The sequence below is a fragment of the Paenibacillus marchantiophytorum genome, assembly GCF_014640555.1.
Lineage (GTDB): Bacteria > Bacillota > Bacilli > Paenibacillales > NBRC-103111 > Paenibacillus_E > Paenibacillus_E marchantiophytorum.
In genome coordinates this window covers 1-25,007 of sequence record NZ_BMHE01000073.1, presented here as the reverse complement: position 1 = coordinate 25,007, position 25,007 = coordinate 1, and the positions used below count along the sequence as shown (strand labels likewise).

General features: G+C 47.4%; 21 protein-coding genes. 16 read left to right on the top strand and 5 right to left on the bottom strand.

Annotation, left to right across the window (positions count from 1 at the left end):
• Nucleotides 1-518 precede the first annotated feature (518 nt).
• Entirely contained in the window at nucleotides 519-1,520 is a 1,002-nt protein-coding gene (locus IEY34_RS33875; protein WP_189020367.1) for an oxidoreductase, read from the bottom strand.
• A gap of 153 nt (nucleotides 1,521-1,673) precedes the next feature.
• Here IEY34_RS33875 and IEY34_RS33870 point away from each other — a divergent pair, with 153 nt between their 5' ends.
• Both IEY34_RS33870 and IEY34_RS33865 read left to right on the top strand, forming a co-directional pair.
• Complete coding sequence (locus tag IEY34_RS33870; RefSeq protein ID WP_189020366.1) at nucleotides 1,674-2,111, top strand: Lrp/AsnC family transcriptional regulator; 438 nt, start codon at nucleotides 1,674-1,676, stop codon at nucleotides 2,109-2,111.
• 64 nt (nucleotides 2,112-2,175) lie between these two features.
• Nucleotides 2,176-3,648: a protein adenylyltransferase SelO gene (locus tag IEY34_RS33865; RefSeq protein WP_189020364.1), complete on the top strand. Its 1,473-nt coding sequence runs from the start codon at nucleotides 2,176-2,178 to the stop codon at nucleotides 3,646-3,648.
• Nucleotides 3,649-3,715: 67 nt separating this feature from the next.
• On the opposite strand, the gene IEY34_RS33860 is transcribed toward IEY34_RS33865, so the two are convergent.
• A complete protein-coding gene (locus tag IEY34_RS33860; RefSeq protein WP_189020362.1) occupies nucleotides 3,716-4,438 on the bottom strand; it encodes a GntR family transcriptional regulator in 723 nt (240 codons plus the stop codon).
• Between the two features lie 536 nt (nucleotides 4,439-4,974).
• Here IEY34_RS33860 and IEY34_RS33855 point away from each other — a divergent pair.
• The 7 genes from IEY34_RS33855 (at nucleotide 4,975) to IEY34_RS33825 (ending at nucleotide 14,181) form a co-directional block, all read left to right on the top strand.
• Nucleotides 4,975-6,324, top strand: coding sequence for an extracellular solute-binding protein (locus tag IEY34_RS33855; RefSeq protein WP_189020361.1), 1,350 nt, complete (start codon nucleotides 4,975-4,977; stop codon nucleotides 6,322-6,324).
• Between the two features lie 59 nt (nucleotides 6,325-6,383).
• Nucleotides 6,384-7,295: a carbohydrate ABC transporter permease gene (locus tag IEY34_RS33850; protein ID WP_189020360.1), complete on the top strand. Its 912-nt coding sequence runs from the start codon at nucleotides 6,384-6,386 to the stop codon at nucleotides 7,293-7,295.
• An 18-nt stretch (nucleotides 7,296-7,313) separates the two neighbouring features.
• A complete protein-coding gene (locus IEY34_RS33845; RefSeq protein WP_189020358.1) occupies nucleotides 7,314-8,237 on the top strand; it encodes a carbohydrate ABC transporter permease in 924 nt (307 codons plus the stop codon).
• Entirely contained in the window at nucleotides 8,234-9,229 is a 996-nt protein-coding gene (locus IEY34_RS33840) for an N-acetylglucosamine kinase (RefSeq protein WP_189020356.1), read from the top strand. The genes IEY34_RS33845 and IEY34_RS33840 overlap by 4 nt, the downstream gene beginning before the upstream one ends.
• Complete coding sequence (locus IEY34_RS33835; RefSeq protein ID WP_189020354.1) at nucleotides 9,226-10,536, top strand: 6-phospho-beta-glucosidase; 1,311 nt, start codon at nucleotides 9,226-9,228, stop codon at nucleotides 10,534-10,536. The genes IEY34_RS33840 and IEY34_RS33835 overlap by 4 nt, the downstream gene beginning before the upstream one ends.
• A 162-nt stretch (nucleotides 10,537-10,698) precedes the next feature.
• Nucleotides 10,699-11,007, top strand: a complete 309-nt coding sequence (locus IEY34_RS33830) for a hypothetical protein (RefSeq protein ID WP_189020352.1) — start codon at nucleotides 10,699-10,701, stop codon at nucleotides 11,005-11,007.
• 273 nt (nucleotides 11,008-11,280) lie between these two features.
• A complete protein-coding gene (locus IEY34_RS33825; RefSeq protein WP_229757983.1) occupies nucleotides 11,281-14,181 on the top strand; it encodes a polysaccharide lyase family 8 super-sandwich domain-containing protein in 2,901 nt (966 codons plus the stop codon).
• Between the two features lie 27 nt (nucleotides 14,182-14,208).
• Here the strand turns inward: IEY34_RS33825 and IEY34_RS33820 are convergent, their stop codons facing one another.
• Complete coding sequence (locus IEY34_RS33820) at nucleotides 14,209-15,171, bottom strand: proline dehydrogenase family protein (RefSeq protein ID WP_189020350.1); 963 nt, start codon at nucleotides 15,169-15,171, stop codon at nucleotides 14,209-14,211.
• A 126-nt stretch (nucleotides 15,172-15,297) separates the two neighbouring features.
• Between IEY34_RS33820 and pdxR the strand changes: the two genes are divergently transcribed.
• On the top strand, nucleotides 15,298-16,722 hold the full coding sequence (gene pdxR / locus IEY34_RS33815) for a MocR-like pyridoxine biosynthesis transcription factor PdxR (protein WP_189020348.1): 1,425 nt from the start codon (nucleotides 15,298-15,300) through the stop codon (nucleotides 16,720-16,722).
• A 191-nt stretch (nucleotides 16,723-16,913) separates the two neighbouring features.
• On the opposite strand, the gene IEY34_RS33810 is transcribed toward pdxR, so the two are convergent.
• Nucleotides 16,914-17,366: a DUF2798 domain-containing protein gene (locus tag IEY34_RS33810; protein ID WP_189020346.1), complete on the bottom strand. Its 453-nt coding sequence runs from the start codon at nucleotides 17,364-17,366 to the stop codon at nucleotides 16,914-16,916.
• Between the two features lie 553 nt (nucleotides 17,367-17,919).
• On the opposite strand from IEY34_RS33810, the gene IEY34_RS33805 reads away from it, so the two are divergent.
• The 6 genes from IEY34_RS33805 to murQ all read left to right on the top strand — a co-directional run bounded on the left by IEY34_RS33805 (nucleotide 17,920) and on the right by murQ (nucleotide 24,025).
• Nucleotides 17,920-18,915: an N-acetylglucosamine kinase gene (locus tag IEY34_RS33805; RefSeq protein WP_189020344.1), complete on the top strand. Its 996-nt coding sequence runs from the start codon at nucleotides 17,920-17,922 to the stop codon at nucleotides 18,913-18,915.
• Complete coding sequence (locus tag IEY34_RS33800; protein WP_229757982.1) at nucleotides 18,905-19,789, top strand: MurR/RpiR family transcriptional regulator; 885 nt, start codon at nucleotides 18,905-18,907, stop codon at nucleotides 19,787-19,789. Before IEY34_RS33805 ends, IEY34_RS33800 begins: the two co-directional genes overlap by 11 nt.
• 156 nt (nucleotides 19,790-19,945) lie before the next feature.
• Nucleotides 19,946-21,307, top strand: a complete 1,362-nt coding sequence (locus tag IEY34_RS33795) for an extracellular solute-binding protein (protein ID WP_189020342.1) — start codon at nucleotides 19,946-19,948, stop codon at nucleotides 21,305-21,307.
• A gap of 27 nt (nucleotides 21,308-21,334) precedes the next feature.
• Entirely contained in the window at nucleotides 21,335-22,234 is a 900-nt protein-coding gene (locus IEY34_RS33790; RefSeq protein WP_229757981.1) for a carbohydrate ABC transporter permease, read from the top strand.
• A 24-nt stretch (nucleotides 22,235-22,258) separates the two neighbouring features.
• Nucleotides 22,259-23,095: a carbohydrate ABC transporter permease gene (locus IEY34_RS33785; RefSeq protein WP_189020340.1), complete on the top strand. Its 837-nt coding sequence runs from the start codon at nucleotides 22,259-22,261 to the stop codon at nucleotides 23,093-23,095.
• Nucleotides 23,096-23,125: 30 nt separating this feature from the next.
• Nucleotides 23,126-24,025 (top strand): N-acetylmuramic acid 6-phosphate etherase, encoded by a 900-nt coding sequence (murQ, locus tag IEY34_RS33780; RefSeq protein WP_189020338.1) that lies wholly within the window; start codon nucleotides 23,126-23,128, stop codon nucleotides 24,023-24,025.
• A 283-nt stretch (nucleotides 24,026-24,308) separates the two neighbouring features.
• Here the strand turns inward: murQ and IEY34_RS33775 are convergent, their stop codons facing one another.
• Complete coding sequence (locus IEY34_RS33775; RefSeq protein WP_189020336.1) at nucleotides 24,309-24,743, bottom strand: helix-turn-helix transcriptional regulator; 435 nt, start codon at nucleotides 24,741-24,743, stop codon at nucleotides 24,309-24,311.
• Nucleotides 24,744-25,007 lie beyond the last annotated feature (264 nt).

The window sequence follows — 25,007 nt, the reverse complement described above, 5'->3', positions numbered from 1 at the left end:
GGTGCAGCACCCAATCTATTTTTCTCAAGCATGAAGGTCATCTCCTAGAATAAATTCTGACCTCTACACCTTCGACAAAAGATTGGAAATACCTGCTAGTTAATTGTGCTGTCGTAGTTTTTTTTAAAAACATTTTTCTGAATGGCAACCATGTCCTAAAAGTCATTAGTTCTTACTTTTGGGACGGCCTCTTGAAGTGATCGAGGAATTACCCTGACTGACTCGCGTAGAGGGAGGGAACTACAGTGCGCTATTCTAGCCAAAAGTGCCAATATTGTGAGGTTGAGGGAACTACAGTACGTTATTTTGCTGTTTGGAGGGAATTTCAGCACTTTTTGTGGAAATAAGTCCCTGTAGTTCCGCTAATCCCGCTGCATCCCCGCTATTTGCCTAAATAGCGTCCTCTAGTTCCCTCTTATAAGAGTTCTCACTTTGAAGAGGCTCATCCCTCACCCATCTCGCCCATCTCGCCGATCCCGCCGATCCCGCACATCCCGCACATCCCCCGCCAACCATCATCACGCCTGCAAGCCAATCATCGCCTGCGCGTAATCGGGGTCTTCCAGCAGCGGGCGGCCAATAGCGACGGCATCAGCCAATCCGTCCGCGATAATCTGGTCCGCGAAGCTGCGGGTGTAGATTTTGCCGACGGCGATGACAGGCACGTGAAGATGCTGCTTCATGATGGCGGCAGCAGGGAGCTGGTAGCCTGGATGAGTATCTGCCGGCTGGACGGGCAGCAGGCCGCCGGATGATACATCAACGGCATCCAGAAGTCCATCCGCGGCAAGCGGTTTAAGCATGAGCGCGAGCTCCTGCGGATTCAGGCCGCCTTCGGCGTAGTCCGTTGCGGAGACCCGCACGATAACCGGGTAGTGCGGGCCGGTTTCGGAGCGGATTGCGGCAAGCGTGTCTCGCAGAAGTTTGGCCCTGCCTTGAGGCGTTCCGCCGTAGGCATCGCTGCGGTGATTGGAGAGCGGCGACAGAAACTGATGAATCAAAAATCCATGCGCCGCATGCAGCTCAATGCCATCGAAACCAGCCTCTATGCTGCGCCTGGCTGCCAAGCGGTAATCCTCGATGAGCGCCTCAATATCGGAGACCGACAATTCTGCTGGTGTTCCGTAGAAGTCGTCATAGGGGATGGCACTTGGCGCAATCAGTCGCTGCGTCACTTCTGGCGCTGATTTTCGTCCGCCATGAGATAATTGAACGAATATCGGAGTTTGCTGGTCATGGACGGCAGCGGTTACTCTTTTTAGGGGATCGATGTGCCGATCTGAATAAATGCCAATGTCGTTAGGCACAAGTCTGCCGTTCGCGGATACGGCTGTTGACTCCACGATCAGGAATCCGACGCCTTTGGCAATTCTTGCGTAATGCTGAATATGATGCTCTGTCGCGTAGCCTTGCGGCGAGCCTTTGTATTGCTGCATGGGCGCCACAATTAACCGATTGCGAAACTCGGTGCTGCCAATGGTGATGGGGGTGTCTAAGTTCCGTGATTTCGTTGTGATCATAAGGTATCGACTCCTTTAATTTCATCTTATACTGACATTTTATAAAGTTAAGGGTATAATTTACAGATATAAATTACGTTATTTAGTATATAAATCTTTCATATTAAAGTTGATAATAGGATTCCAACCTATAAAATAAAGGAGGTGGTCACAATGGACGGAATCGACACGAGGATTCTTGCCCTGCTGCATGAGAATGCCCGAATGCCAGTAGCCGAAATCGGCCGGACAATCGCAATGACGCAACCAGCGGTTACGGAGCGGATACGGAAGCTCGAAGAGCAGGGGATCATCGCTGGCTACAAGGCCGTTCTCTCGCCTAAGAAGCTTGGCAAGGAGGTCACGGCATTCGTCCTGTTCAAGACGAGCAGATGTACGGACTTTCAGGAATTTTGTTCGCAATCCCCGGATGTTATTGAACTGTACCGCATCAGCGGGGAGTATAATTTTATGATGAAAATAATTACGGCATCGATGGATTCGTTCACTGTTTTTCTCGATTCATGCAGCCCGCATGGTTTTTCTTCGACACTTATCGTGCTCTCGGCAGCGATTGAGAATAAGCATTTGCTTGCTGAACCAGGCGAATAAAAGACTTTTTCTACATGTTTGAAGGGTATACTAAAACCAAATGACAAATGAAGCAGGAGACACGATGACAGCGAAAAATACGCAGACAGAAATAGGATGGAACTTCGACAATAGTTATGCTCGACTGCCGGAATCACTTTATACGAAGATGAATCCAGTTCCTGTTCGTTCACCTAAGCTAATTAAGTTTAATGAACCATTAGCAGCATCTTTGGGCTTAAACGCCGCATTGCTGCAAAGCGATGATGGCGCTGCCACATTAGCCGGCAACCAGATTCCGGAAGGTGCTTTGCCGCTTGCCCAAGCCTATGCAGCGCATCAATTCGGGCATTTCAATCGGTTGGGAGATGGCAGGGCTAATCTGCTTGGCGAACAAATCACGCCTGAAGGCAAGCGGGTTGATATTCAGCTCAAAGGGTCAGGCAGATCGCCCTACTCGCGCGGGGGAGATGGTCGAGCGGCGCTAGGACCGATGCTGCGCGAATACATCATCAGTGAAGCCATGCATGCGCTGGGCATTCCGACAACTCGCAGTCTTGCGGTGGTATCGACAGGGGAATCCATACAACGCGAAATAGAGCTGCCCGGCGCGATTCTTACCCGTGTGGCGGCCAGTCATCTGCGCGTCGGCACCTTTCAATATGCATCCACATATGGCACTGATGAGGATCTCAAGGCGCTGGCTGACTACACATGGCAAAGGCATTTCCCCGAAATTGCGGACGATGAGAACCGCTATCTTCATCTTCTTGAAGGAGTAATCAAGCGACAAGCCCAGCTCATTGCCAAGTGGCAGCTCGTTGGTTTCATTCACGGGGTGATGAACACGGATAATATGGCGATTAGTGGAGAAACCATCGACTACGGTCCTTGCGCTTTCATGGATGTGTATGATCCGGCAACGGTGTTCAGCTCCATCGATATGAAGGGCCGCTATGCCTATGGAAATCAGCCCTATATTGGGGCGTGGAATCTCGCCAGATTGGCGGAAACTTTATTGCCGCTGCTGCATAAGGACGAGGAGCAGGCGCTCAAATTAGCTGAGGCTGCGATTGCAGGTTTCTCAGAGATTTATCATCTTCATTGGTTCAGAGGCATGAGGGCCAAACTGGGGATTTATAATGAGGAACAGCAGGATGAAGCGTTGATCAAAGATCTGCTCGATATCATGCACAAGTACCGCGCAGACTATACCAATACTTTTGTAGCGCTAACGTTTGATAAACGCGAAGATACGGCAATGTTCAGCAGCCCGGAATTTGCGCTGTGGCATGAGTCTTGGCAGGCCAGACTAGAGCGGCAGCAGGAATCCCGAGCTGCCGCACAGCAATTGATGCGCAGCAGCAACCCTGCTATTATTCCGCGGAATCACCGAGTGGAGGAAGCTCTGGAAGCCGCGGCAGAACATGGGGACATTAGCGTGATGGAGCAGCTTCTTGAAGCACTTTCTAACCCCTACGCGCACACGCCCGAACAAGCGGAGTACGCACTGCCTACGCGATCAACCCAGCCTTATCGAACTTATTGTGGAACTTGATGTCAAAAAGACTGCTTCTCTAGGTTTTAGCCTAATGAAGCAGTCTTTTTTTGTTGTGAACCGAACCTTATAGTTTGCGTTCGAAGGTGAATTTGGCGCGATCGCCTCTAATGATTTCATGTGAATATTCCAAAGGTATATGGCTATTGGAATAAGTTATTGTATTAAGGAGAAAGCTTGGGGCCCCGATAGGAACATTCAGGTGCTTGCTGATGGCTTCATCAATTAAGATTGGCTCCATGGATTCCATGCAATGTGAGAGCTCGATTGAAAATTTGTCTTTTATTAGAGCGTAGAGAGAACCAGAACACTCTTCCTTCGTAAGGCCTGGGGTTATTTTCCAAGGAATATAGGTAATCGAAAATAGTAAAGGGATTTCATCCGCATAGCGGATTCTTTCTATGCGAAAAACGGCATCCTGCTCAGCAATTTGCAGCGTTTTGGCTAATCGTTTATCTGCTGAAATGACCGTAAATTCAAGGACTTTGCTCTCGAGTTGTTGTCCGCGCCCCTGTAGATGATCTTTGAAGCTCCGGTAAGGGGCTACCGATTGTTCCAGCTTAGGCATAGATACGAAAGTGCCTTTTCCTTGAACCTGATAAATATGGCCCTCTAATTTGAGCTGATTTAAGGCTAAGCGGATTGTCGTTCGGCTAACGCTAAACTTTTCGCACAAATCAGATTCCGTGGGAAATTGCTGTCCTGGCAAATATTTGCCTTCCTCGATCATTTCATGAAGCTTTTCTTTTACTGTATGATAAAGCGCTACGCCTTCTTTTTTGATATCCATGGTCAAACCTCCGCATATGAACTTGCTTTTCATCATGATTTATCATACCACTATGTTGTTATAACAACAATATGATTTATTTTTGTTAAAGCGTATTAGTGAGAAGACGATTTTTAACGAAAATTAGTCATCAAAATTAGAAATTCGCTTCTAAAAAGAGTCATATATGTTATATATCCTAACATACATATGAAATTATTTAGATAGCAGCGTTTTCATTTTGTTAGAAAAAAATCGTGTGAATTTAGTTGACGTATTAAAGGGTTCGTAATATACTCGGGTTGTATTGAAATTTGTTATAACAACATTACGAATAAACAAGCTTTAGATTTGGAATAAGCAGGAACTGGAGGGGGATTACACAGATACACATCGTGTTTACGGACAATTTTGTCAATATTTGTTATTACAATAATATGAATAATGGAAAATGTATCAAGGGGATGCTCATCCTAATCAGAAATTCCACTTCTTTTGTACAAATTTAGGTAACACATCAGGTCATTCAGGCAATAATAATTCGGAGGTGTTGGTATATGAAGAAGGAATGGAAAGTGTTAACGGTATCTGTGATGAGTTTGGTATTGCTTGCTGGATGTGCGGGAACGCCGAATGCGGGTCCTGCCAAACAAACAGATAGTCCAGGCAGCACGGCCAATACGTTGGATTGGAATAAAACAAGCGATCCTTCGCTAAAAGGGCAAGAAATTAACGTTCTGTGGGCTGTTTCCAAAGGTGCGGAAAGTCCTCGTGTTGATATGGTGAAGAAATTTACGGACAAGACGGGAATCAAAGTAAATATTATGGGCGTAGATTATAACTCCTTATATTCCAAAATAACGATATCCGCGCTGTCCAATTCAACAGATCTGGATGTTGTCGAGATGGACACCATTTGGGCGGGACAGTTTTTCAAAGGCAATCTGGCAGAGGATTTGACGAATGTCATTCCTAAGGATGTTCAAAGTCAATTTACCTCCTCATCGCTTGGATCCGTTACTTATAATGGTCATTTAGTCGCTATGCCTTGGTATTCAGGAACGAAGCATTTGTATTGGAACAAAGAGCTTTTGGCCAAAGCGGGCATTGATCATGCGCCGAAAACGTACGATGAATTCCGCGAAGCGTCCAAGAAATTGACGGCAAACGGTGTCTATGGTTCGGGTTGGTCATGGAAGCAGTCCGAAGCGCTAATTACGGATTATGTGAGCTTGGCTTATGCCTTCGGCGGACAATTCTTCGATAGCAGCGGCAAGCCATCTTTCAATAAAGGCGGCGGATTGGATGCATTGAAATACATGGTTGATATTCTGAACAAGGATAAAACGGTAGACCCAGCGAGTGTGCAATGGTCCGAGTCCGATGTAACACGCGCATTCTCAGCAGGCAAACTAGCGATGATTAGTGCTTGGGAAGGTCACTACCCGGATCTGAATGATCCGACGAAGTCCAGTGTCGTGGACAAGACGGATGTCGGTTTAATGCCTGGTCAGGGAAGCGTTGTCTCCTCAGCCGTTACGGGTTCAGAAGGCTTGGCTTTAATGAAGAACAGTAAACATAAGCAAGCAGCTCTAGCTTTCCTGAAATGGGTAGGCGAAAGGGAATACCAGTTGGATGAGTTCAAAATTGAAGGCCAGTATCCAACCTTGCAAAGCTTGTACAAAGATCCTGAGTTGTTAGCGGCGGATACGACGAAGACGATTGGGAAAATTTCTGAACAATTCAACTACGGTCATGACCGTCCGAATGCGCCAGGTTATGTGAACTGGTCTGATATTTTGGCAGCTGAACTGCATCAAGCACTGCTTGGTCAGAAGACGCCAGAAGCAGCTTTGAATGACGCCGCACAAAAAGTAGAAAAAGCAATTGCTGAATCTGGAAAATGATAACGGGGGCTTGCGGTCAACCTTGTGGCTGGCCGCAGCATTTTCCATAAGGAGGATATATGGATAAAACTTATAGAGCCAAGAGGAAGACATCCTTAAACAACGATCAGAAAAATGTGCTATTGGCGCTTTTATTCATCTTACCTACGGCCTATTTATTAATGAAAACGTTTATTTACCCTGTCTATCAAACGATCGTTTGGAGCTTCTATCATTATGATCTGATGGACGGTTCAGCTTCTTATTATGTTGGATTCAAGAATTATCTGGATGTCTTGCAAAGTTCAGATTTCCAGTTGGCTATGAATCGGACGCTTATCTTTACCTTATTGTCGGTCATCCTGGAACTAATCTTTGGTTTCGTTAGCGCTTTGCTTCTAAATCAGAATTTTAAGGGCAGATCCTTTTTTAGAGCCGTTATTATTATTCCGTGGGCACTGTTAACGTTGGTTAACGGGCTGACCTGGGAGTGGATTTTACAGCCGGGCTATGGCGGCCTGACGGTTATTTTGCATCAACTACATCTTCTTGCGCCTGATGTGAATCCCGTATGGCTGGCAGATTCGAATCATTTGATTTACTTTGTTGTCATCGCGGATGTCTGGAAGATGACGCCTTTTATCACCATCATTCTGCTTGCAGGCTTGCAGTCCATTTCATCCGATCTGTACGAAGCCTCGATGCTTGACGGCGCTGGATTCTGGAGCAAAATCCGTTATATTACGGTGCCGCAGCTTATACCATCTATCATGATGGCCCTTGTATTAAGGACGATGGGCGCTTTCAAAGTCTATGATGTGTTAACGGTATTTACCGGAGATGCCACCACTTCCATATCGTACTTAACGTTTAATAATGCGTTTCGGTATTTCTTCCTCGGGAAGGCGTCCGCAATGGCTTGGATGACTGCCGTCGTTATTCTCATTCTGGCTATCATTTATATACGGTTACTGAATAAAAAAGAAGATTAGCATCCCGGAGGTGGAAGCATGCACCCAAGAAAAATAAAGTGGGACCGAATGTTCAAGGCGTCCAGCACGGATTTATTTGCGCCATTTTATTTGTGGCTGGGTTTAATCCTGTTGACGGTTTGTTCCTTAGGACCTTTCGTCTACCTCTTTTTATCCTCGATTTCACAAGAAGTCGAACTGATTCAAGGACATATCATACCGCAATCACCTACGTTGAAAAATTATATCGGCTTATTGACCGGAAACAACGCCATCGTGTTTGCCAGTGCGCTGAAAAATAGTGTAGTCGTATCGATATTGGTTACGCTCATTTCGATATTTGTCGGCCTATTTGCCGCCTACGCGTTCTCCAGAATTAAGTTTCCATTCAGAAAAACGGGATTATTCGTCGTCTTGGCGATGCAAATTATGCCTTCAATTAGTATTGTTACTCCGCTATATATCCTTATCCGAGATGGGATTAAGGTTGGAATTCCATTCACAGGCATCGTGTTCTTTCAGACACCGCCACTCTTGGATTCTATATGGGCGCTTATTTTCTCATACACCTCGTTCAGCTTGCCTTATGTCGTATGGCTGCTCGCGGGATATTTCCAAACCATACCGAAGGAGCTGGAAGAGGCCTCCTATGTGGATGGAAGCAGTCGTTTCGGCACGATGTTTCGCATCATTCTACCGTTATCTATGCCGGGGATTGCCGCGACAGCGATATTCGTATTTCTGAATGCCTGGGATGAATTCTTGTTCGCGAATGCTTTCACACAGACCTACGCCTCCAAAACATTGCCGATTATGATCGCCGAATTCGTAGGTAAACACAGTATAGACTGGGGTTCCATGACAGCAGGGGGTTTCTTGGCATCGCTGCCTCCCGTTATTATTTCACTCTATCTCTATAAATATATTATCGGCGGCGTGACAGCGGGAGGGGTGAAAGAATGAGCGATCCCGCCTATATTCTTGGTGTGGACGGCGGGGGCTCCAAAACCTACGCTGTCATTATCAACATGCAGGGAGATAAAGTCAGCAGCGGGGTTTCCGGATCAAGCAACCATCAGGTTGTCGGGATAGATAAGGCGCTTGCGCATATCACGGAGTCCATTGACCAAGCGCTGCAAGCTGCGGGCCTATCTTATGCAGATATAGCCTTTGCTCAATTCGGTTTAGCGGGGCTGGATAGGCTGAGAGATTACGAAATTGTGCAGCCTGCGTTAGCAGCGCTTCCTTTGGCCCGCTGGGATATGGTGTGCGATACGATGGAAGGCTTGCGGACGGGGAGCCCCGACAACATCGGGGTCGTGCTGCTTTGCGGAAGCGGAACGAATGCCGCAGGCAGGAATCCTGCAGGTGAAAGTGTGCAGGTTGGAGGCATTGGTTATTTGTTTGGTGATTCACTCGGAGCCAATTACATGGCTACTACGATGTTTCGGGCTGCCGTCAGGTCGTGGGAAGGCCGAGAGATTCCATCGATTCTGCCTAATAAATTACTGCAATACTTTGGATTCTCTCGGATGGAGGATCTGATAGATGATTTCATGGATCGCAATGTAAGCCAAATTCGCGAGGGTAACTTAACGATTTCGCTGCATGAAGCAGCCCGTGAAGGAGATGTGCTGGCCGCAAGGCTTTTGGAGGAAGCAGGAAGAGAACTTGGCGTCACAGGCAATGCCGTTATTCGCAAACTTGGCGGGTTCAAGCCGCAGCAGCCTATTCCGATCGTACTCGTCGGGAGTGTGATTCAGAAAGGGCGAAGCCCGCTGCTTCTGAATGCATTACGCCGGACATTAGAGACGGAAAATCCGTATATTGATTTGATTATTCCCCAAATGGCGCCTGTTTATGGAGCGATTCTGCTAGCCATGGACCATTTGCAAATGCCGTCAAATGAACAACTGCTTCAGAAATTTACTGCCCATGGAGGATATGAACAATGAAGAAAGAACATTTGAAAATTGCAGTTATTGGCGGAGGCTCCTCTTACACGCCTGAATTAATAGAAGGTTTCATTCAACGATATGCGGAGCTTCCCGTTAAGGACTTATATTTGGTGGACATTGAGGAAGGCAGGGAAAAGCTGGAGATCGTTGGCAACTTAGCGAAACGAATGTTGAAGAAAGCCAATGTGCCGATCCAAGTGCATTTGACATTTGATCGCCGGGAAGCCATTAAAGATGCGGATTTCGTTACCACGCAGCTCCGCGTAGGGCTGCTGGAAGCTCGCGGACGTGATGAGCGAATACCGCTCAAATACAACTGTATCGGCCAAGAAACGACGGGCGCTGGCGGCTTTGCCAAGGGAATGCGGACCATTCCAGTCATTTTGGACATCTGCAAGGATATGGAGGAATTAGCCCCGAATGCCTTCTTGGTTAATTTTACGAATCCTGCCGGCATGGTGACAGAAGCGGTGCTTAAATATTCCAAGATACGAACGATTGGCCTATGTAATCTACCGATCGAAACTAAGATGCAGATTGCTGCCTTAATGGGCGTAGATGTATCCAGGATTGATATCGAAATGGTTGGCATCAATCACTTGAATTGGACGACCAAAATCTTCGTTGACGGCGAAGATCGAACCGACGAAATTTTGTTCCAGGCTTCCGGGGAAAGCAAGTTTACGATGACCAATATCCCTGGTTTTGCGTGGAATCAAGCTTTCATTCAATCCATGGGCTCTTTGCCTTGCGGCTATCATCGATACTACTATATGAAAGAAAAAATGCTCAAGAAGCAGTTGGAAGAAATCGACACCATAGGCAGCCGCGCCGAAATCGTCAAGCAAGTGGAGAACGAGCTGTTCGAGCTGTACAAAGATCCGGATCTTGCCATTAAACCTAAGCAATTGGAGCTGCGCGGCGGCGCTTATTATTCCGAGGCAGCCCTCAATTTGATTTCCTCCATTTACAATAACAAGAAAGACGTGCAGATTGTGAATGTCAAAAACAATGGCACGATTCCAAGCTTGCCGAACGATGCTTCGATCGAAGTGAACTGTGTGATCGGCTCCGACGGTGCAAAGCCCGTGCAATTGACGACACCGATGAATCCGAAAATCCGCGGGTTGCTGCAAGTTGTCAAAGCTTATGAAGAGCTTGCAGTTGAAGCGGCTGTGAAAGGCGACTACAATGCTGCCTTACAGGCATTAACGATTCATCCGTTGGTAGGTTCCGTAGATATCGCAAAGCCATTGCTGGATGAAATTCTAGCAGAGAATAAGTCATATTTACCGCAATTTTAATGTTCATTTATTGCTATCAGGCGGACCCTCAGCTCATTGCTGAGGGTCTCTTCTATTGCCATGTGAATGCACCATAGTATCGTTTGGCAGCACCAAAAAGCAAAGAAGTTGACTGCTTGTGTTAAACTAAAGAGACCTTAAACAACAATGGAGGAAGTTTCAATGAGCCAACGCTTTCGAATTACAAGAGGATTACAGGAAAGTGAACATGCTGAGAAAGCCATTTCACTGGAGGAATGCAAACAGTATTTTTCGTCCAAGCCGGACTTTGAGTATACATCCGTATTTACAGTGACTGGCGCTACGAGCATGTCGATTGCGGGAGACTTTTTCATGTGGAGCTACGGTGAGATCAAGATCCCATTCCGCCATTATCAAGGAGATATCTATGTCTCTGGCACCAATGAAGCGGTCATTCCCAAAATGATGGAGGTTGCAGGCGAGTTGGGCGCGGATGTGGTGGAAGGGTAAAAAGGACCATTTCTTGCCTGCTTCCATCGCTAGGCAAAAGAAGTGAATCGGCCAGCTAACCTGCTGTTAGATCGTATATTCCCAATGATTGTCATCCTTTCCCGCTCGTCAAGAATTGCTCATTGTCGGTACCATGGACTTCCATGTACGATACCTTTATTCCCTTGAACGGATGTTCAGGGGCGAGAGGGGGCCGTTGTTTTCGTTGGTGGGGAAGGATCTTTTTGTCATTTATGAAAGCGATTTCATTATGAAATGGGAGTGATTTTGAAGATGAAAATGTGGAGAAAAGGTTGCCTTGTCAGTATGATGTTTGTCTTGCTGTTCAGTACCATTCTGGTGGGAAAAGCTCCTACGGCGCAGGCGGCAGATGAATTTGATAGTTTGCGGGCAAAATGGAACGAATATTTGGTCGGGAAGCAGCCCTACAATTCGTCTGACACGGATATATCAGCAGCGGTTGCAGCTATTTCCGATGCCGTGACGAACGGCCAGAACATCGGGCATTGGAACACTTTGAATAAAGCCGCAGGGAGAACGTATCTTTGGAGCGATCTCGCAAGCAGTTGCTCGGCCTCAGGCAGCTACGGCCGACTGAAAGCGATGGCTCGCGCGTATGCCACACCGGGTACGGCTGTATACCAAGACGCCAGCTTGGGCGCTGATATCGTGAGTGCGCTCGATTGGGTCTACGCGAACAAATTTAATGAAAACTCGACGTACAACTCCTCCTGCGGCTGGGATTATGAAATCGGTATGCCGCTTACGCTAACCGATACGATGGTGATGATGTATGGTCAGTTGAGCGCGGTACAAATGGCTAACTATATCAAACCAATCGATAAGTTCGTACCGAATGCCGATACGTTCAGCGGTGCTCCTGCAACAGGTGCGAACCGACTGGATAAAGCGCTTGTCGTAGCTGTGCGGGGCGTGCTTGGCAAATCTGCTGCCAAAATGGTGATCTCTCGCGATGCGATCAGTCAAGTGCTGCTCTATGTGACCTCTGGTGATGGCTTCTATACGGACGGTTCATTTATTCAGCATAGCAATATTGCTTACACAGGCAGCTATGGTGCTGTATTGCTGGGGGATATGGCGAAGCTGCTGTATCTGCTGGGCGGTTCAACGTGGCAGGTGACGGATAGCAATTTGGGCAATGTCTACAAATGGGTTGCCGACTCCTACGAACCGTTGGTGTACAAAGGCTGGATGATGGATATGGTCTATGGACGAGGGGTAACGCGGTACTCGGAAAATGGGCTGCGCGGGCCGTCTTTCTCCATCTTGATCTTGTCGCAATATGCTCCTTCGACCGATGCTGCCAAATTTAAAAGTATGGTGAAAAATTGGTTAACATCAGATCCAGCCTGGAACCCTTATGCGGGGGAAACGATCTTTAATATTCAACTGGGTAAAACGCTCATGGCGGATTCCGGCGTTCAGACGCGAGGCGCTTTGCTTAAAAATCAGGTATTTGCGGCAATGGATCGTGTTGTTCATCAAAGAGATGGCTTTGCCTTAGGACTTAGCCTGTTTTCCAACCGTATTTCGGCCTTTGAATTCGGCAACGGTGAAAATGTGAAAGGCTGGTTTCAGGGCGCAGGCGTGACGTATTTATATAACGGGGATACGACGCAGTACGGCGGAAATTACTGGCCGACTATCAATAGTTATCGGCTGCCAGGCACAACGACGGATGGTTCAGGCAGCGGAACGCCGGTTAACTGGAAGTCATATCCGAATACCAAAACATGGGTCGGCGGTTCGTCTATCGACGGGTTGAATGGTTCGGCCGGGATGGATTTTGCCATGACCCAAGTGACAGGCAGTACGCTCCAAGGGAAGAAATCATGGTTTCTTTTCGATGACAAAGTGGTTGCGTTAGGGTCAGGCATCACAAGCACAGATAACCGCAGCGTAGAAACGATGATCGAGAACCGCAAGTTGAACGCGCAGGGGAATAACCTGCTCACCGTGAACGGCGTGGCGAAGCCAGCGACGCTCGGCTGGTCGGAGAGCATGGCCGGCGTGCAATATGCTCATCTGGCCGGATCGACGGCAGGCTCCGATATTGGTTACTATTTCCCGCAGACGGCAACGGTTCAGGGGTTGCGTGAAATCCGGACGGGATCGTGGAGTCAGATTAATACAGGGCAAAGCACGACGCCCGTGTCGGAGCGATACCTGAGCTTGGCCTTTGCTCATGGCACGAATCCGACGAACGGATCCTATGCCTATGTGCTATTGCCTGGGAAGACGGCAGGGGCAACAGCCAATTACGCGGCGAATGCGACGATCAGCATTCTTGAGAATTCAGCGGCTGCCCATGCGGTGCAAGATACGGAGTTCAATCGGATCGGCGTGAATTTCTGGAACGATGGCGCCAAGACGGTGCAGGTCGGCGGCACCCCTTTTATCACCAGCGATACAAAGGCATCCGTTACGACGCAGGAAACAGGCGGGCAGTTATCGATTGGCATATCGGACCCGACGCAGGCCAACACGGGGACCATTAACTTGGAAATCAACCGAGCGGGGACTAGCGCAGATACATCGGACCCCGGCATCGTCATTACCCAGTATAGTCCGACGATCAAGATGACGATTTATGTAAGCGGGGCTAAAGGAAAGACGTTTCAGGCCAAAATCAACTTAGGCGCTGCCCCTGCTTCGCAAACCATTACTGCGTCTGCAGACGCTACATTGCGAGATGGCAGCTACGCGAGCACGAACTACGGAACAGCGACCGTACTGGATACCAAATTGGAATCGACCAGTTACAATCGCAATGCACTGGTTAGTTTTGACCTCTCGGCCGTGACGGGCACGGTAGGCAGCGCCAAAGTTAAGCTGGTTCCAACGGCGGTAGGCATGGCTGGCATCACCAATCAAGCGCATCTGATTGCAAATCCGACGTGGACGGAGTCCACGGTGACTTGGAACAATCAACCAGCCTCAGGAACGCTGCTTGCCACTTGGACAGTTCCGGCAGTAGGAACCGCTGTCGAACTTGATGTGAAGAGTCAAGTGATAGCGGCATTAAGCGGGAACAAGAAGCTTTCGCTGAAATTATCCTCGCCATCCAATCAAGGCTCTCTGGGCTGGGTACAGTATGGCTCCAAAGAATATGGTGTCGCTGCCTATCGTCCAGTTATCGTCATAACCCCATAGAATGGAGAGAGCATCTTCTTTTGTTATTTAGTAAAGAGACTCCTTGCTTGGAAAGGGAGCTGCAATGTCAGCGAGTGCCCTGTACAAATTGGGCGGGAATTCGGAGAGACGATGACAGACGTACAAGTGCCACTCTTTGCCATACAAAACATACACCTTGGTTCGGCAGCCTGCTTCTTTCAGTTTCTTCAATAGATCAGGTCGAATCCCATAGAGCATCTCGATTTCGACGTTGGGCTGCGCCAGATATCCACGCTTCCGAGCAGCCTCTATAATAACTTCATCATGCGAAGCAATTGATACAGGCCGACCGCTTGCAACCAGCAATTTCGTCAAATGGAGATATCTTTCATTCAGTTCCTCCGAGCGGGGAAGCGCAATCTCCTGCGGTTCTTGGTAGGCCCCTTTGACGATTCTAATTCGCCCCGGATAGGATTTAATATCTAGCAAGTCGCTTTCTGTACGATGCAGTTGGGCATGTAAAGTAATCCCGACGTTTGGAAATTTGTCGCCTACATGCTTATAGATTTCCAGGATTTGATCTGTTTTCGCTGACTCTTCTGCGCTAATCATAACGGTGCTGCCATAGCGAGCAGCTTCCTGTGCGAGCTGGGCCAGATGGTCACGCGAAAGTTCCGGGTTCACAGTCAGACCGATATGCGATAAATCGAGAGAAATCGTGGCTTGCAGTCCACTCTCGCCAGAGGTGCGTATCAGTTTCAAATATTCCTCTTGGGCCAGTTCGCACGCCTCCTGGGTTGTTGTATTTTCTCCGATGTATTCCAAAGAGACCGCGTATCCTTTCCATTTGAAATCGAGTGCTTCTGATACAGCCTTGTCCCTTGTTTCACCTGTGATAAATCTCTGCGCGGCACGAAAAAATAGCGGATATAAGTCTTTCGATTCCTGGATATATGTTTGGATATGTTCATTTCGAGCGATAGATTTAAGTGCTTGTGAAGCAATGATCCGCAGTTCGGCATCGTTCATTCAACATCGTCTCCTTTAATAGTTTCTTTGAATTATCTATCTATAAACTTACCGTGATAAAATGGTTTGTATAAGAGCCACTTATGACACACTCGAATAGGACCACTTAGGTAAGGGACTGATGATATGATATGGATTCACATCGATAGAAACTCGGGCATTCCGCTGTATCGGCAGATTTATGACAACTTCCGAAGGAAGATTCTGCAAGGAGAGATGCACAGTGGAGAGCGACTGCCCAGCACGCGCGATCTTGCAGCAAGTCTGCGTGTCTCCCGAAACATCGTTGTCGAAGCGTATGAACAACTACTGGCTGAGGGGTATATTGAAGGGCGACATGGTTCGGGCACCTTCGTATCGGAAGGAACGTATTTGGAGGGGCTGGCGGATGAAAAATTCCCCTCCATCGATATGCGGAGTGATTCAAGCCGTTATGAAACGGAGCTGATTGATTTTCGTCCCGGAATTCCGGCACTGAACCTTTTTCCACGGAAATTATGGGGGCAACTGGCTGAATATACGTACATCAACGGACCTGATGCGGCCTTTGGTTATGGTAAACCGGAAGGATGCGAAGAACTGAGATCTGTGTTAACGCGTTACTTGCGCAGAACAAGAGGGGTTATCTGTGAGCAAGAACAGTTGATTATTACGACCGGGGCTACACAGGCGCTATCGCTTATTGCTAAGCTAATGCTCGCCGATGGTTCTGATGCGGTCATTGAGGATCCCATTACGCATGAAATTCAAACGATGTTCTCTATGCCGGGAACGACGCTATATCCAGTTCCTGTAGATCATCAGGGGATGCAAACACAGCTGCTCCCCCTGGATATACAGCCTAGTTTTGTTTATGTAACGCCTTCCCACCAGTACCCTCTGGGAGGAGTTCTGCCTATACAGCGCCGCGTTCAATTAATTCAGTATGCAAGATCGACGGGTTGCTATATTGTCGAGGATGACTACGATAGCGAATTCCGCTATGAGAGTGCTCCGGTGAGTTCCTTGCAGGGGCTGGACCCGGACCGGGTGATCTATATTGGCACTTTTAGCAAAATTCTATCTCCGGCATTGCGCATGGGTTATTTAATTCTTCCGCAATCCCTCATCGCAAGGGGGCGGAATTTGAAAAGGCTAACAGATCTGCACACGCCTTCTATGGAGCAATTGACGCTAGCCCGGTTCATCGATGAAGGTTATTTGGACCGACATATTGCAAAGATGAGAAAGATATACCGCAAACGAAGAGATTTCTTGATTGCCACTCTGATGGCAAGCTTCGCTGACCGAATAACCATCATGGGACATTCCACGGGTCTTCATCTCGTAGTAGAGTTTACGGATGTTGTTTTTACGCCTAGCTTGTTGGATGCCATTGAGCAAAACGGCGTGAAAATATATCCCGTAGAAGTTCATGCGATGAACAAAGGGAAGCAGAATCATCGAATAATTCTGGGTTATGGGAATTTAACAGAGGCGGAGGTGGCAAAGGGGATTCAGAGACTGGCTGCCGCTTTATCCCAAGCGGCAAGAACGAGCAGCACCGCATAATGCTTTGGCGATCTAATGAACTGAATCGGTGTTATGGAGCAGTTTATAGGCGAAATGGTGATCATTTTCATGCAATACCGCATTGGGAATTCGTTAGATTTTCAAAATGAAGCATTTTGATAGAATAAAGGTTATTGAGTTCGTAAGGGGGCTGCCTTGACCTTCATTGACTTCGAGACAGTCTATCATTGTTAAGTCAGTTTAGGTGTTTTAGCAACCATTCGAGCGACGAGTTTACCAACTAATTGTGGCAAAAAGAAGTTTAATAGGAACACAATGCTGAAAGCTACACGCCAAGCGCCTGCCCAGTAGGTTGTGAAATTTGGAATAAAGCCATGCATAGAAACCGCTGTTAGTACAAAGGACAAGATCAGGGTCATAATGAGCGAGGCTATGAAAACATAGACAACTAATTGGCCTTTTTTGAATTTGCTTGCAAATTTGCGAATTCGACTAGGTAAGAAAAGGTTCAGCCCGAATGCAATGACGAAGGCGATGCCCCAATCTCTCATCCAAGCACTAACAAAATGGGGCAAGAACCCACCTTCCAGCACATAAGTCATAATGCCCGACATGATAAACGTCATAATCAGAGACATCATGGATACAAAAGTAAGTTGACGATATTTTGGATGAATTCCCATCGTGTAAACTCCCTCGGTTGTTTGATTTGTTATTCTGTTTGCTCATGAGTTGAGTATACATTCACTTACAACAACAATCAAGTGACAAAATATAATATTTGTCACTTGATTGTTGTTGGTGGTGTGAAGACTGCCGCGGCAGTCTTTGTCCACAAAGGAGTGTTTAGCTATAAACAATGTCTTACTGCCTTAACGGAGGAGGTACTGTAGCTGCCTCGTACGGAGATAAGGGAACTCCAGTACGCTATTCTATCCAAAAGTGTCAATATCGTGAGGTTGAGGGAACTCCAGTACTTTATTTTGTTGTTTAATGAGAAATTCAGCGCTTTTCATGGAAATAAGGCCCTGTAGTTCCGCTAGCAATCCAGCAACCCCGCTTTTTGCCTAAATAGCGCCCTCTAGTTCCCTTAAAAAAATTCGTCGCATTTAAGAAGCGCAACGCTCAGGTGAATTAAAATATAATTTCACTTTTATTAAAATATTATTGACATGTAATTTCAGTGCCTATATAATTTGGCATATACCGAATCTAACTATTTGGAGTGAATCGATTTTGCCATATGTCATTGGAATTGATGGGGGCGGAACTAAAACGATATGCGCTTTTCAGGAAGTTGAATCCTATGATCCGCTTGCGAAGCCGCATAGAGAAGGCGATGTCGGTGAAGGAACGAACCCGCTGACGGTCGGTATAGAAATGATGAGAGCGAGACTTCATCATCTCATCCATCATGGCCTAAGAGCGCGTGGCATCCATCCGGGAGAAGTGATTGGGATCTGCGCCGGCATCGCGGGCACGCGGGTGGAGGCGAACAGATTGAGCGTCTTGCGTGAACTTGAGCAAATAGGCCACCATTTACATGTGAATGAAAATACGATTTACACGGTAAAAAGTGATTTGTATGTAGCCCTCCAAGGAGCCCTGCACCCTAAGGATGAAGCTGGTGTGCTTGTGATTTCGGGGACCGGATCCAATGCGATAGGCATGTCGGAAGACGGACAGTTATTTTATAATGGTGGGTGGGGACATCTTCTCGGGGATGAGGGAAGCGGCTATGCGATTGGCCTTCAAGCGCTCAATGCCGTGTGCAAAGCCTATGATCATAGAGAATTGCCGACGCTATTAACGGGGATGATCCTGGCAACACTAAAGCTTGCAAGTGAGCAAGAGCTCATTCATTATATATATCGTGATGTTAAGAACAAGAACGAGATTGCCAGCTTAGCTAAACTGGTTATTGAAGCCTCTGTCGAATCAGATCCGGTGGCGTTGAAAATATTGAACGACGCAGGAGATAAACTCGTAGATCTGGTTCGCGGTTTACGAAGCAAGTCAGCGTCATTGGATGAAGCGACTCCTGTCATGGTTGCTGGCTCTATTTTTACCTATTCAGATATTGTGAAAAATCGCTTTATTGCAGGTTTGGACGTACATAAGCTAGGCCGCTACCAAGCTTCCTTCGCAGAGCCTGTGGATGGGGCAGTCCAAGCAGCCATGGAAACAATTTCCGAACATACCGTAAAGGGGGATAAGGTTGATGGCAGATAATCACCTTGCTGAGTCATTAACAGGCGGCTTGATCATGCTCAAGGAAATCGCCGAACAATTACCGCCTTCGGAGCGCAAGATAGCTGTTTATATCATGGAGAATCCTCATGAAGCCATACGCAGCACAGCTAATGAGCTAGGCGAATTAAGTGCGACGAGCGCTTCGGCGGTTATCCGATTATGCAAGTCGCTAGGCCTTAGCGGATTTCAGGAATTAAAGCTTAGGATCGCTGGCGATATTCGCAATACGTCGGAAACTGATTTTACCGATTTTGCCTCTCAGGAGACGCAGCAATCCATCGTGCAGAAGATAACGAATAACAGCATTCGATCCCTGCAGGAAACAGCCGAAATTATGAATTATGAAGCGCTTGGGAAAGCTGTTGAAGTTCTTCAACAGGCAGAAAGAATTCATTTCTATGGCATCGGCGCTTCCGGCGTTATTGCGCAAGATGCTCATCTGAAATTCGTGCGGATTAATCCTTCGACTACATCGAGTTCAGACTATCATTTATCCGCCATGATGGTAGCCAAAACGGGACCGCAAGACGTCGTTGTCGGGATTTCGTTCTCAGGCGAGACCTTCGAGGTTGGCAAAGTGTTGGAACTAGCCAAGCAGAAAGGCGCAGTGACGATCAGCTTAACGAGTTACGGCTTATCGCCAATCAGTGAGATCGCGGATATTAACTTGTATGTATCGCCCAAACAGGAAGAAGTGTTTCGCAGTGCGGCGACGTCATCGCGGCTTGCGCAGCTGCATATCATCGATATTTTATTCATGTGCGTGCTGACGGCCGACTATGACAAGTCGATCCAATTGTTGGATGAAGTTCGGTTAGGCATCAATTTTGTTAAACAACGTTCGAAGAAATAAGAGAATCTCACTAGGGGGCAGAGCGCTGGCTTCCTTTACACTTAAATCATAGTTTTCGCATTTGTATAATTGGTTTTAATGTTTCACCACATACACAGCAACGATTCTTCTCACAATGATGTCATCCATTCTATTACAAAAAGGGAGCTCGATGGTATGAAAATGAAGTCAATCAGCGCAAGTCTTATGGGTGTTATGGTTACGGTTGGATTATTGACAGGCTGCGGTTCGCAAGATGCGAAAAAAGAGGCTAATGCAAGTCCTACGGCTGCAACGAAACCGGCGGAATCGGCAGGGAGCAAAGAATTGTCAGGGGAACTTGAGATTCAATACTTTGTTGGCGGTTACGGGGATGCTTGGTGGAAACAGTCCATTGATGAATTTCAGAAGCTGAATCCGAAGCTGAAAATTACCCAGATCGCAGGTCCGCAAATCAACGAGCAGATGAAACCGCGCTGGATTCAAGGCAACCCGCCGGATCTGATGTTCATTAATGGCGCAGGCTCCAACGCAAGGCAGATGTTCCTGGATAATCAATTGATGGATCTGACCGATTGGCTGAAGGATGCGAAGAACGTTGATGGGGAGAAAATTACCGACGTGCTCTTTAGCAAACCGGAAGAGTATCAACCTGGCAAAGCCTACACGCTGCCACTTGTCTTCGGTTCCTACGGCACGTTCTATGACAAAGCGGAGTTGCGCAAGAATGGGTGGGATGAACCCAAAGATTGGCCCAGCTTCATAGCTACCCTCTCTAAAATTAAGGATTCAGGTAAAATGGCTCCCTATATCCATACAGGTGTTTATCCGCAATATATCATTGGAGGATTGCTCAATTCAGCGATCGTTGCTGCCAATGGCAGTGATCCGGCGATCATCACGAAAATCAATGCGCTCGAGAGCGGTGTATTCAAAAGCGAGCCTGTCATGAAAGCACTGGATAAATTAATCGAGCTAAATACCAAAGGCTTTATCGAAAACAGTGCAGCAGCGCTGAATCACACCGATTCGCAAATGCAATTCCTGCAGCATAAGGCGGCCTTTATTCCTAATGGTTTGTGGCTGGAAAACGAAATGAAGAAAGATATTCCGGCAGGCTTCGAATTTGGCTTCATTCCTTCGGTTGTACAAGAAAAGGGCGGGAAGTCGATCGTTATTCCTTCCACGGCAACGATGGGAATTGCCAAAAAGGCCAAGAATCCAGATGCAGCCAAAGCGTATCTTCAGTATGTTTTCACCAAGAAACAAGCCGTGGCATGGGCGGAGCTGACAGGATCTGTTCTCAATGTCAAAGCAGATTTGAGCAAAGCGGATAAAGTAAGTTCGCTCGTCAAGCAAGCCAGCACTTATTTTGCCTCCTCCGACGTTATTATTGCGTCAATTCCAGTGCTGCCGGAAGAACTATTCAAGATTGAAAAAGACGCTACCCTTGCTCTGGTAACCGGCAAAATCACAAAAGATGAGTGGGCCAAACGCCTTGAGGACGGAGCGGCAAAACAGCGCGAGAAAAGCAAGTAGTTCTTAACTTGATTGGAGGAAGCTGATTTGAAGCTGGGATCTAAATCACAACGGAAACTGTTCGTTGCTTCATTCGTTTTGCCCACATTGATCCTATACGGCGTCTTTCTCGTTTACCCCATGTTAAAAGGGATTTACTTGAGCCTGTTCGACTGGTCCGGCGGATCAGAAACCTATAATTTCATCGGGTTGGATAATTATAAGGCGATGATCCATGACGAGGTTATCCCGAAATCCATACGTAATGACGTGATCCTTGTTTTTGGCAAAGTCATCGGATTTATGATTCCTTCCTTGCTGCTCGCGGTTGCCCTCACCCGCTTTAGAATCAAAGGCGCTGGCTTCTACCGCTCTGTGTTTTTCATCCCGAATGTGATTTCGGTCGTGGTTGTCGGTGTGCTTTGGCGGTTTATCTACAATCCCAACATTGGATTCATTAACTCCTTCGTCTCCAGTGTGACGGGGAAACCATTCCAAGTTGCCTGGCTGGGCGAGAAATGGTCCATCTTCGCCTTGCTGCCAACCTCCATCTGGGCGGGGATCGGCTTCTCGATTATTTTGCTAATCGCGGGAATTCTCAGTATTCCTGAGTCCTTATATGAATCGGCCAATATCGATGGGGCTCAGCAGTGGCAGCAATTTTGGCATATAACGCTCCCACTTGCTTGGGAACAAGTTCAGACGTCTGTTATCTGGATTGTCACAACCACGTTAAGCGGATCTTTTATCATTGTCAGTATCATGACGTTCGAGGGCGGTGTGGATAATGCCACGCAAGTGATGAGTTCTTACTTGTATGCGCAGGCGTTTCATTACGGCAACTTCAGTTATGGAGCAACGATCGGGGTATTGATTCTGATTATCGCTTTAATCACAACGATTACGCTTCAGCGTCTGATGAAGAGAGACAGCATCGAGTTGACATAAGGAGAGCAGAAGGAGAACGAACAGATGAAACAATCTAAGCTTCAGACCTGGAGTATGACGGCTATTCTCGTATTTTGGTCCTTTTGTGTCATGTATCCTTTATTCTGGACGTTGATCGCTTCGTTGAAGGATAATCAGCAGTTTATGTTAAATCACCCCTGGGCATTGCCGAACTTTCCTTTGCTCTGGGGGAATTACACGTATGTGTGGGAGAAGTATAGATTCGGTCAATATTTCCTCAACTCCATCAGTGTGACAGCGGTCAGCACGTTCTTCGGCGTTCTACTATCTGCCACGACGGCTTATGTGATTGCGAGATTTGCGTTTCGTGGCAGCAATCTATTATTTCTTTCCTATTTGGCTTATAAAATGATTCCAGCGTTTCTGGGGATTATTCCACTGTTCTTTCTAATGAATGATCTTCATCTGACCAATAAGCTCAGCGGTTTGATGTTGATATATGCGATAACCGCCGTTCCGTTCGGTGTGTTTATGCTCGTTGGCTTTTTCAAAACACTGCCCAAAGAATTGGAAGAGGCCGCTGCCATTGATGGTGCCAATCATTACGGCACATTTTTCCGAATCATGCTCCCGCTGGCGAAGCCAGGCCTGGTCTCCTTGGCCATTGTAACGGTGCTGAATATTTGGAACGAATACATTATGGCACTGGTTTTCATCAACACACCGGGAAAATATACGCTGCCTGTGGGAATTGCGGTTATGCAGGCGGAGATGCAATATCGGACGGAATGGGGACCTTTGTTCGCAGCCCTGACCATTGCGATGGTGCCTGTATTGCTGTTCTATTTTATCTTCCAAAGGCAAATTACAGGCGGCATGACAGCAGGCGCAGTCAAATAGTGAAGGACGAAGGGAGTTTGCAAGACTACGATGATGAAATTAACAACGGAACAACGCAATGAACGAAGTGAACGTTTGGATCGTTTAAGCACAGTAGAAATCATTACGTTGATGAACGAGGAAGATCAGAAGGTGCCGCTTGCTGTAAAAGAAGCGCTCCCCCAGATTGAGCCTGCCATTGAGGCTATTGTGGAGCGGCTTGCTGCGGGAGGCCGGCTATTCTACATCGGAGCCGGAACCAGCGGAAGGTTAGGCATATTGGACGCAGCGGAGTGTCCGCCTACGTTCGGCACGAAGAAAGAGCAGGTAACGGCCATTATTGCCGGGGGCTCGCAAGCTATTTTCGAAGCGGTTGAGGATGCGGAAGATAACGCTGAAGCGGGCAGAGATGAAGTGCGCAAGCAAGTAAGCAGCAGTGATGTGCTTTTCGGTATCGCAGCCAGCGGCAAAACGCCTTACGTGCTAGGTGCTGTGGCAGAAGCGAAGCGGCTTGGGATACGGACGGTTGGCCTTGCTTGCAATCAACATACCCTGTTGGGCGCATCCGTCGATTACCCGATTGAAGTGAATGTAGGACCGGAAATTGTGACAGGATCAACCCGGCTCAAAGCGGCAACCGCACAAAAGTTAGTATTGAATATGATTTCAACAGCTACCATGATCCGTTTGGGGAAAGTATACAAGAACCTGATGGTGAATGTGCAGGCAACGAATGATAAACTTCGCAAACGTGTCATCGATATCATTCAGGAAGCGGCCCAAGTAGATGAAGAAACTGCACGCCGCTCCTGCGATCTGGCGAATGGCGATGCCCGCGCAGCCATCTTGATGTTAGAGTTCCAAACCGACTATGCAGCGGTGATGGAAGCTATGGAGGCGGCTGGCGGACATTTCGGCCGAGCTAGAGGGCAGTTGCTGCTTCATCAGTAGATTAATTGAAGACTGGGTACGGCAAAGGGGCTCTCCGACAAGGTCAAATGACCTTGCGGAGAGCCCTTTTAGCGGAACTAGCCGGAACTCCGCCCCCCACCTGGGAATAAGAGTCTCCAGAGGCTTCTATCCGCGGAAAAAGCGGCTATTCCTCTGGAATAAGAGTCCTTGGGGGCTCGTATCACCAGCAAACCCCGGCCAAAACTCCTCCACAGAAGGGAATAAGAGTCTCCAGAGGCTTCTATCTGCGGAAAAAGCGGCTATTCCTCTGGAATAAGAGTCCTTAAGGGCTCTTATCTTCAGCGAAACCAGCCGTAGTTCCGCGAATACAACTCCGTTTAGCGCAGGGCAGATAGTTTTTTTTGAACACGCAGATAAAAGTGCTCATATTTGCATAGCCAACCATTTGAGCAACTTGCTGGATTTTCAAATCCGTGCTGAGCAATAGATCTTTGCCTATTCGATAGGTAATCAGACAGGTATGACTAAGCAGTTCCGTTAGCAAGGCGGATATGCCTTCCATCAAATTCAACATGAACGCTTGCTCCCTGGATGGCTCAAATACGAAGGGATGCGGCTCCTCTTGCAACTTCTTAACCCATTGGGATTCTATACCAAGCTTGCGTTGGTGTACCATAGCCGATACTTCGGTATATGCTTTATGAAAGCCGTCAGCCTCTCGATGAGGAGAGCTGCGGGCAATGGTCAGCAGCGCCATGTAAGAAAAAATCCAGCAAACTTAAGGGGAGAACGGCTTCCTCGAGGGTTTGCTGTTTTTTTTGCGTTTATAGCCTCGCGCGGAGCTACCGCAGCTACTTCGCGGTGGGAAAGGGAACTACAGTGCGTTATTCTAGCGAAAAGTAACTACTTAGGTCTACCCAAAATTTTGTTGGATATTTTCTTCGTTGGCACAAGGGAATATGAATAAATATGGAGAATAGAGATTTATTCCATATTAGGGACGTGAGCCAATTGAAATGCA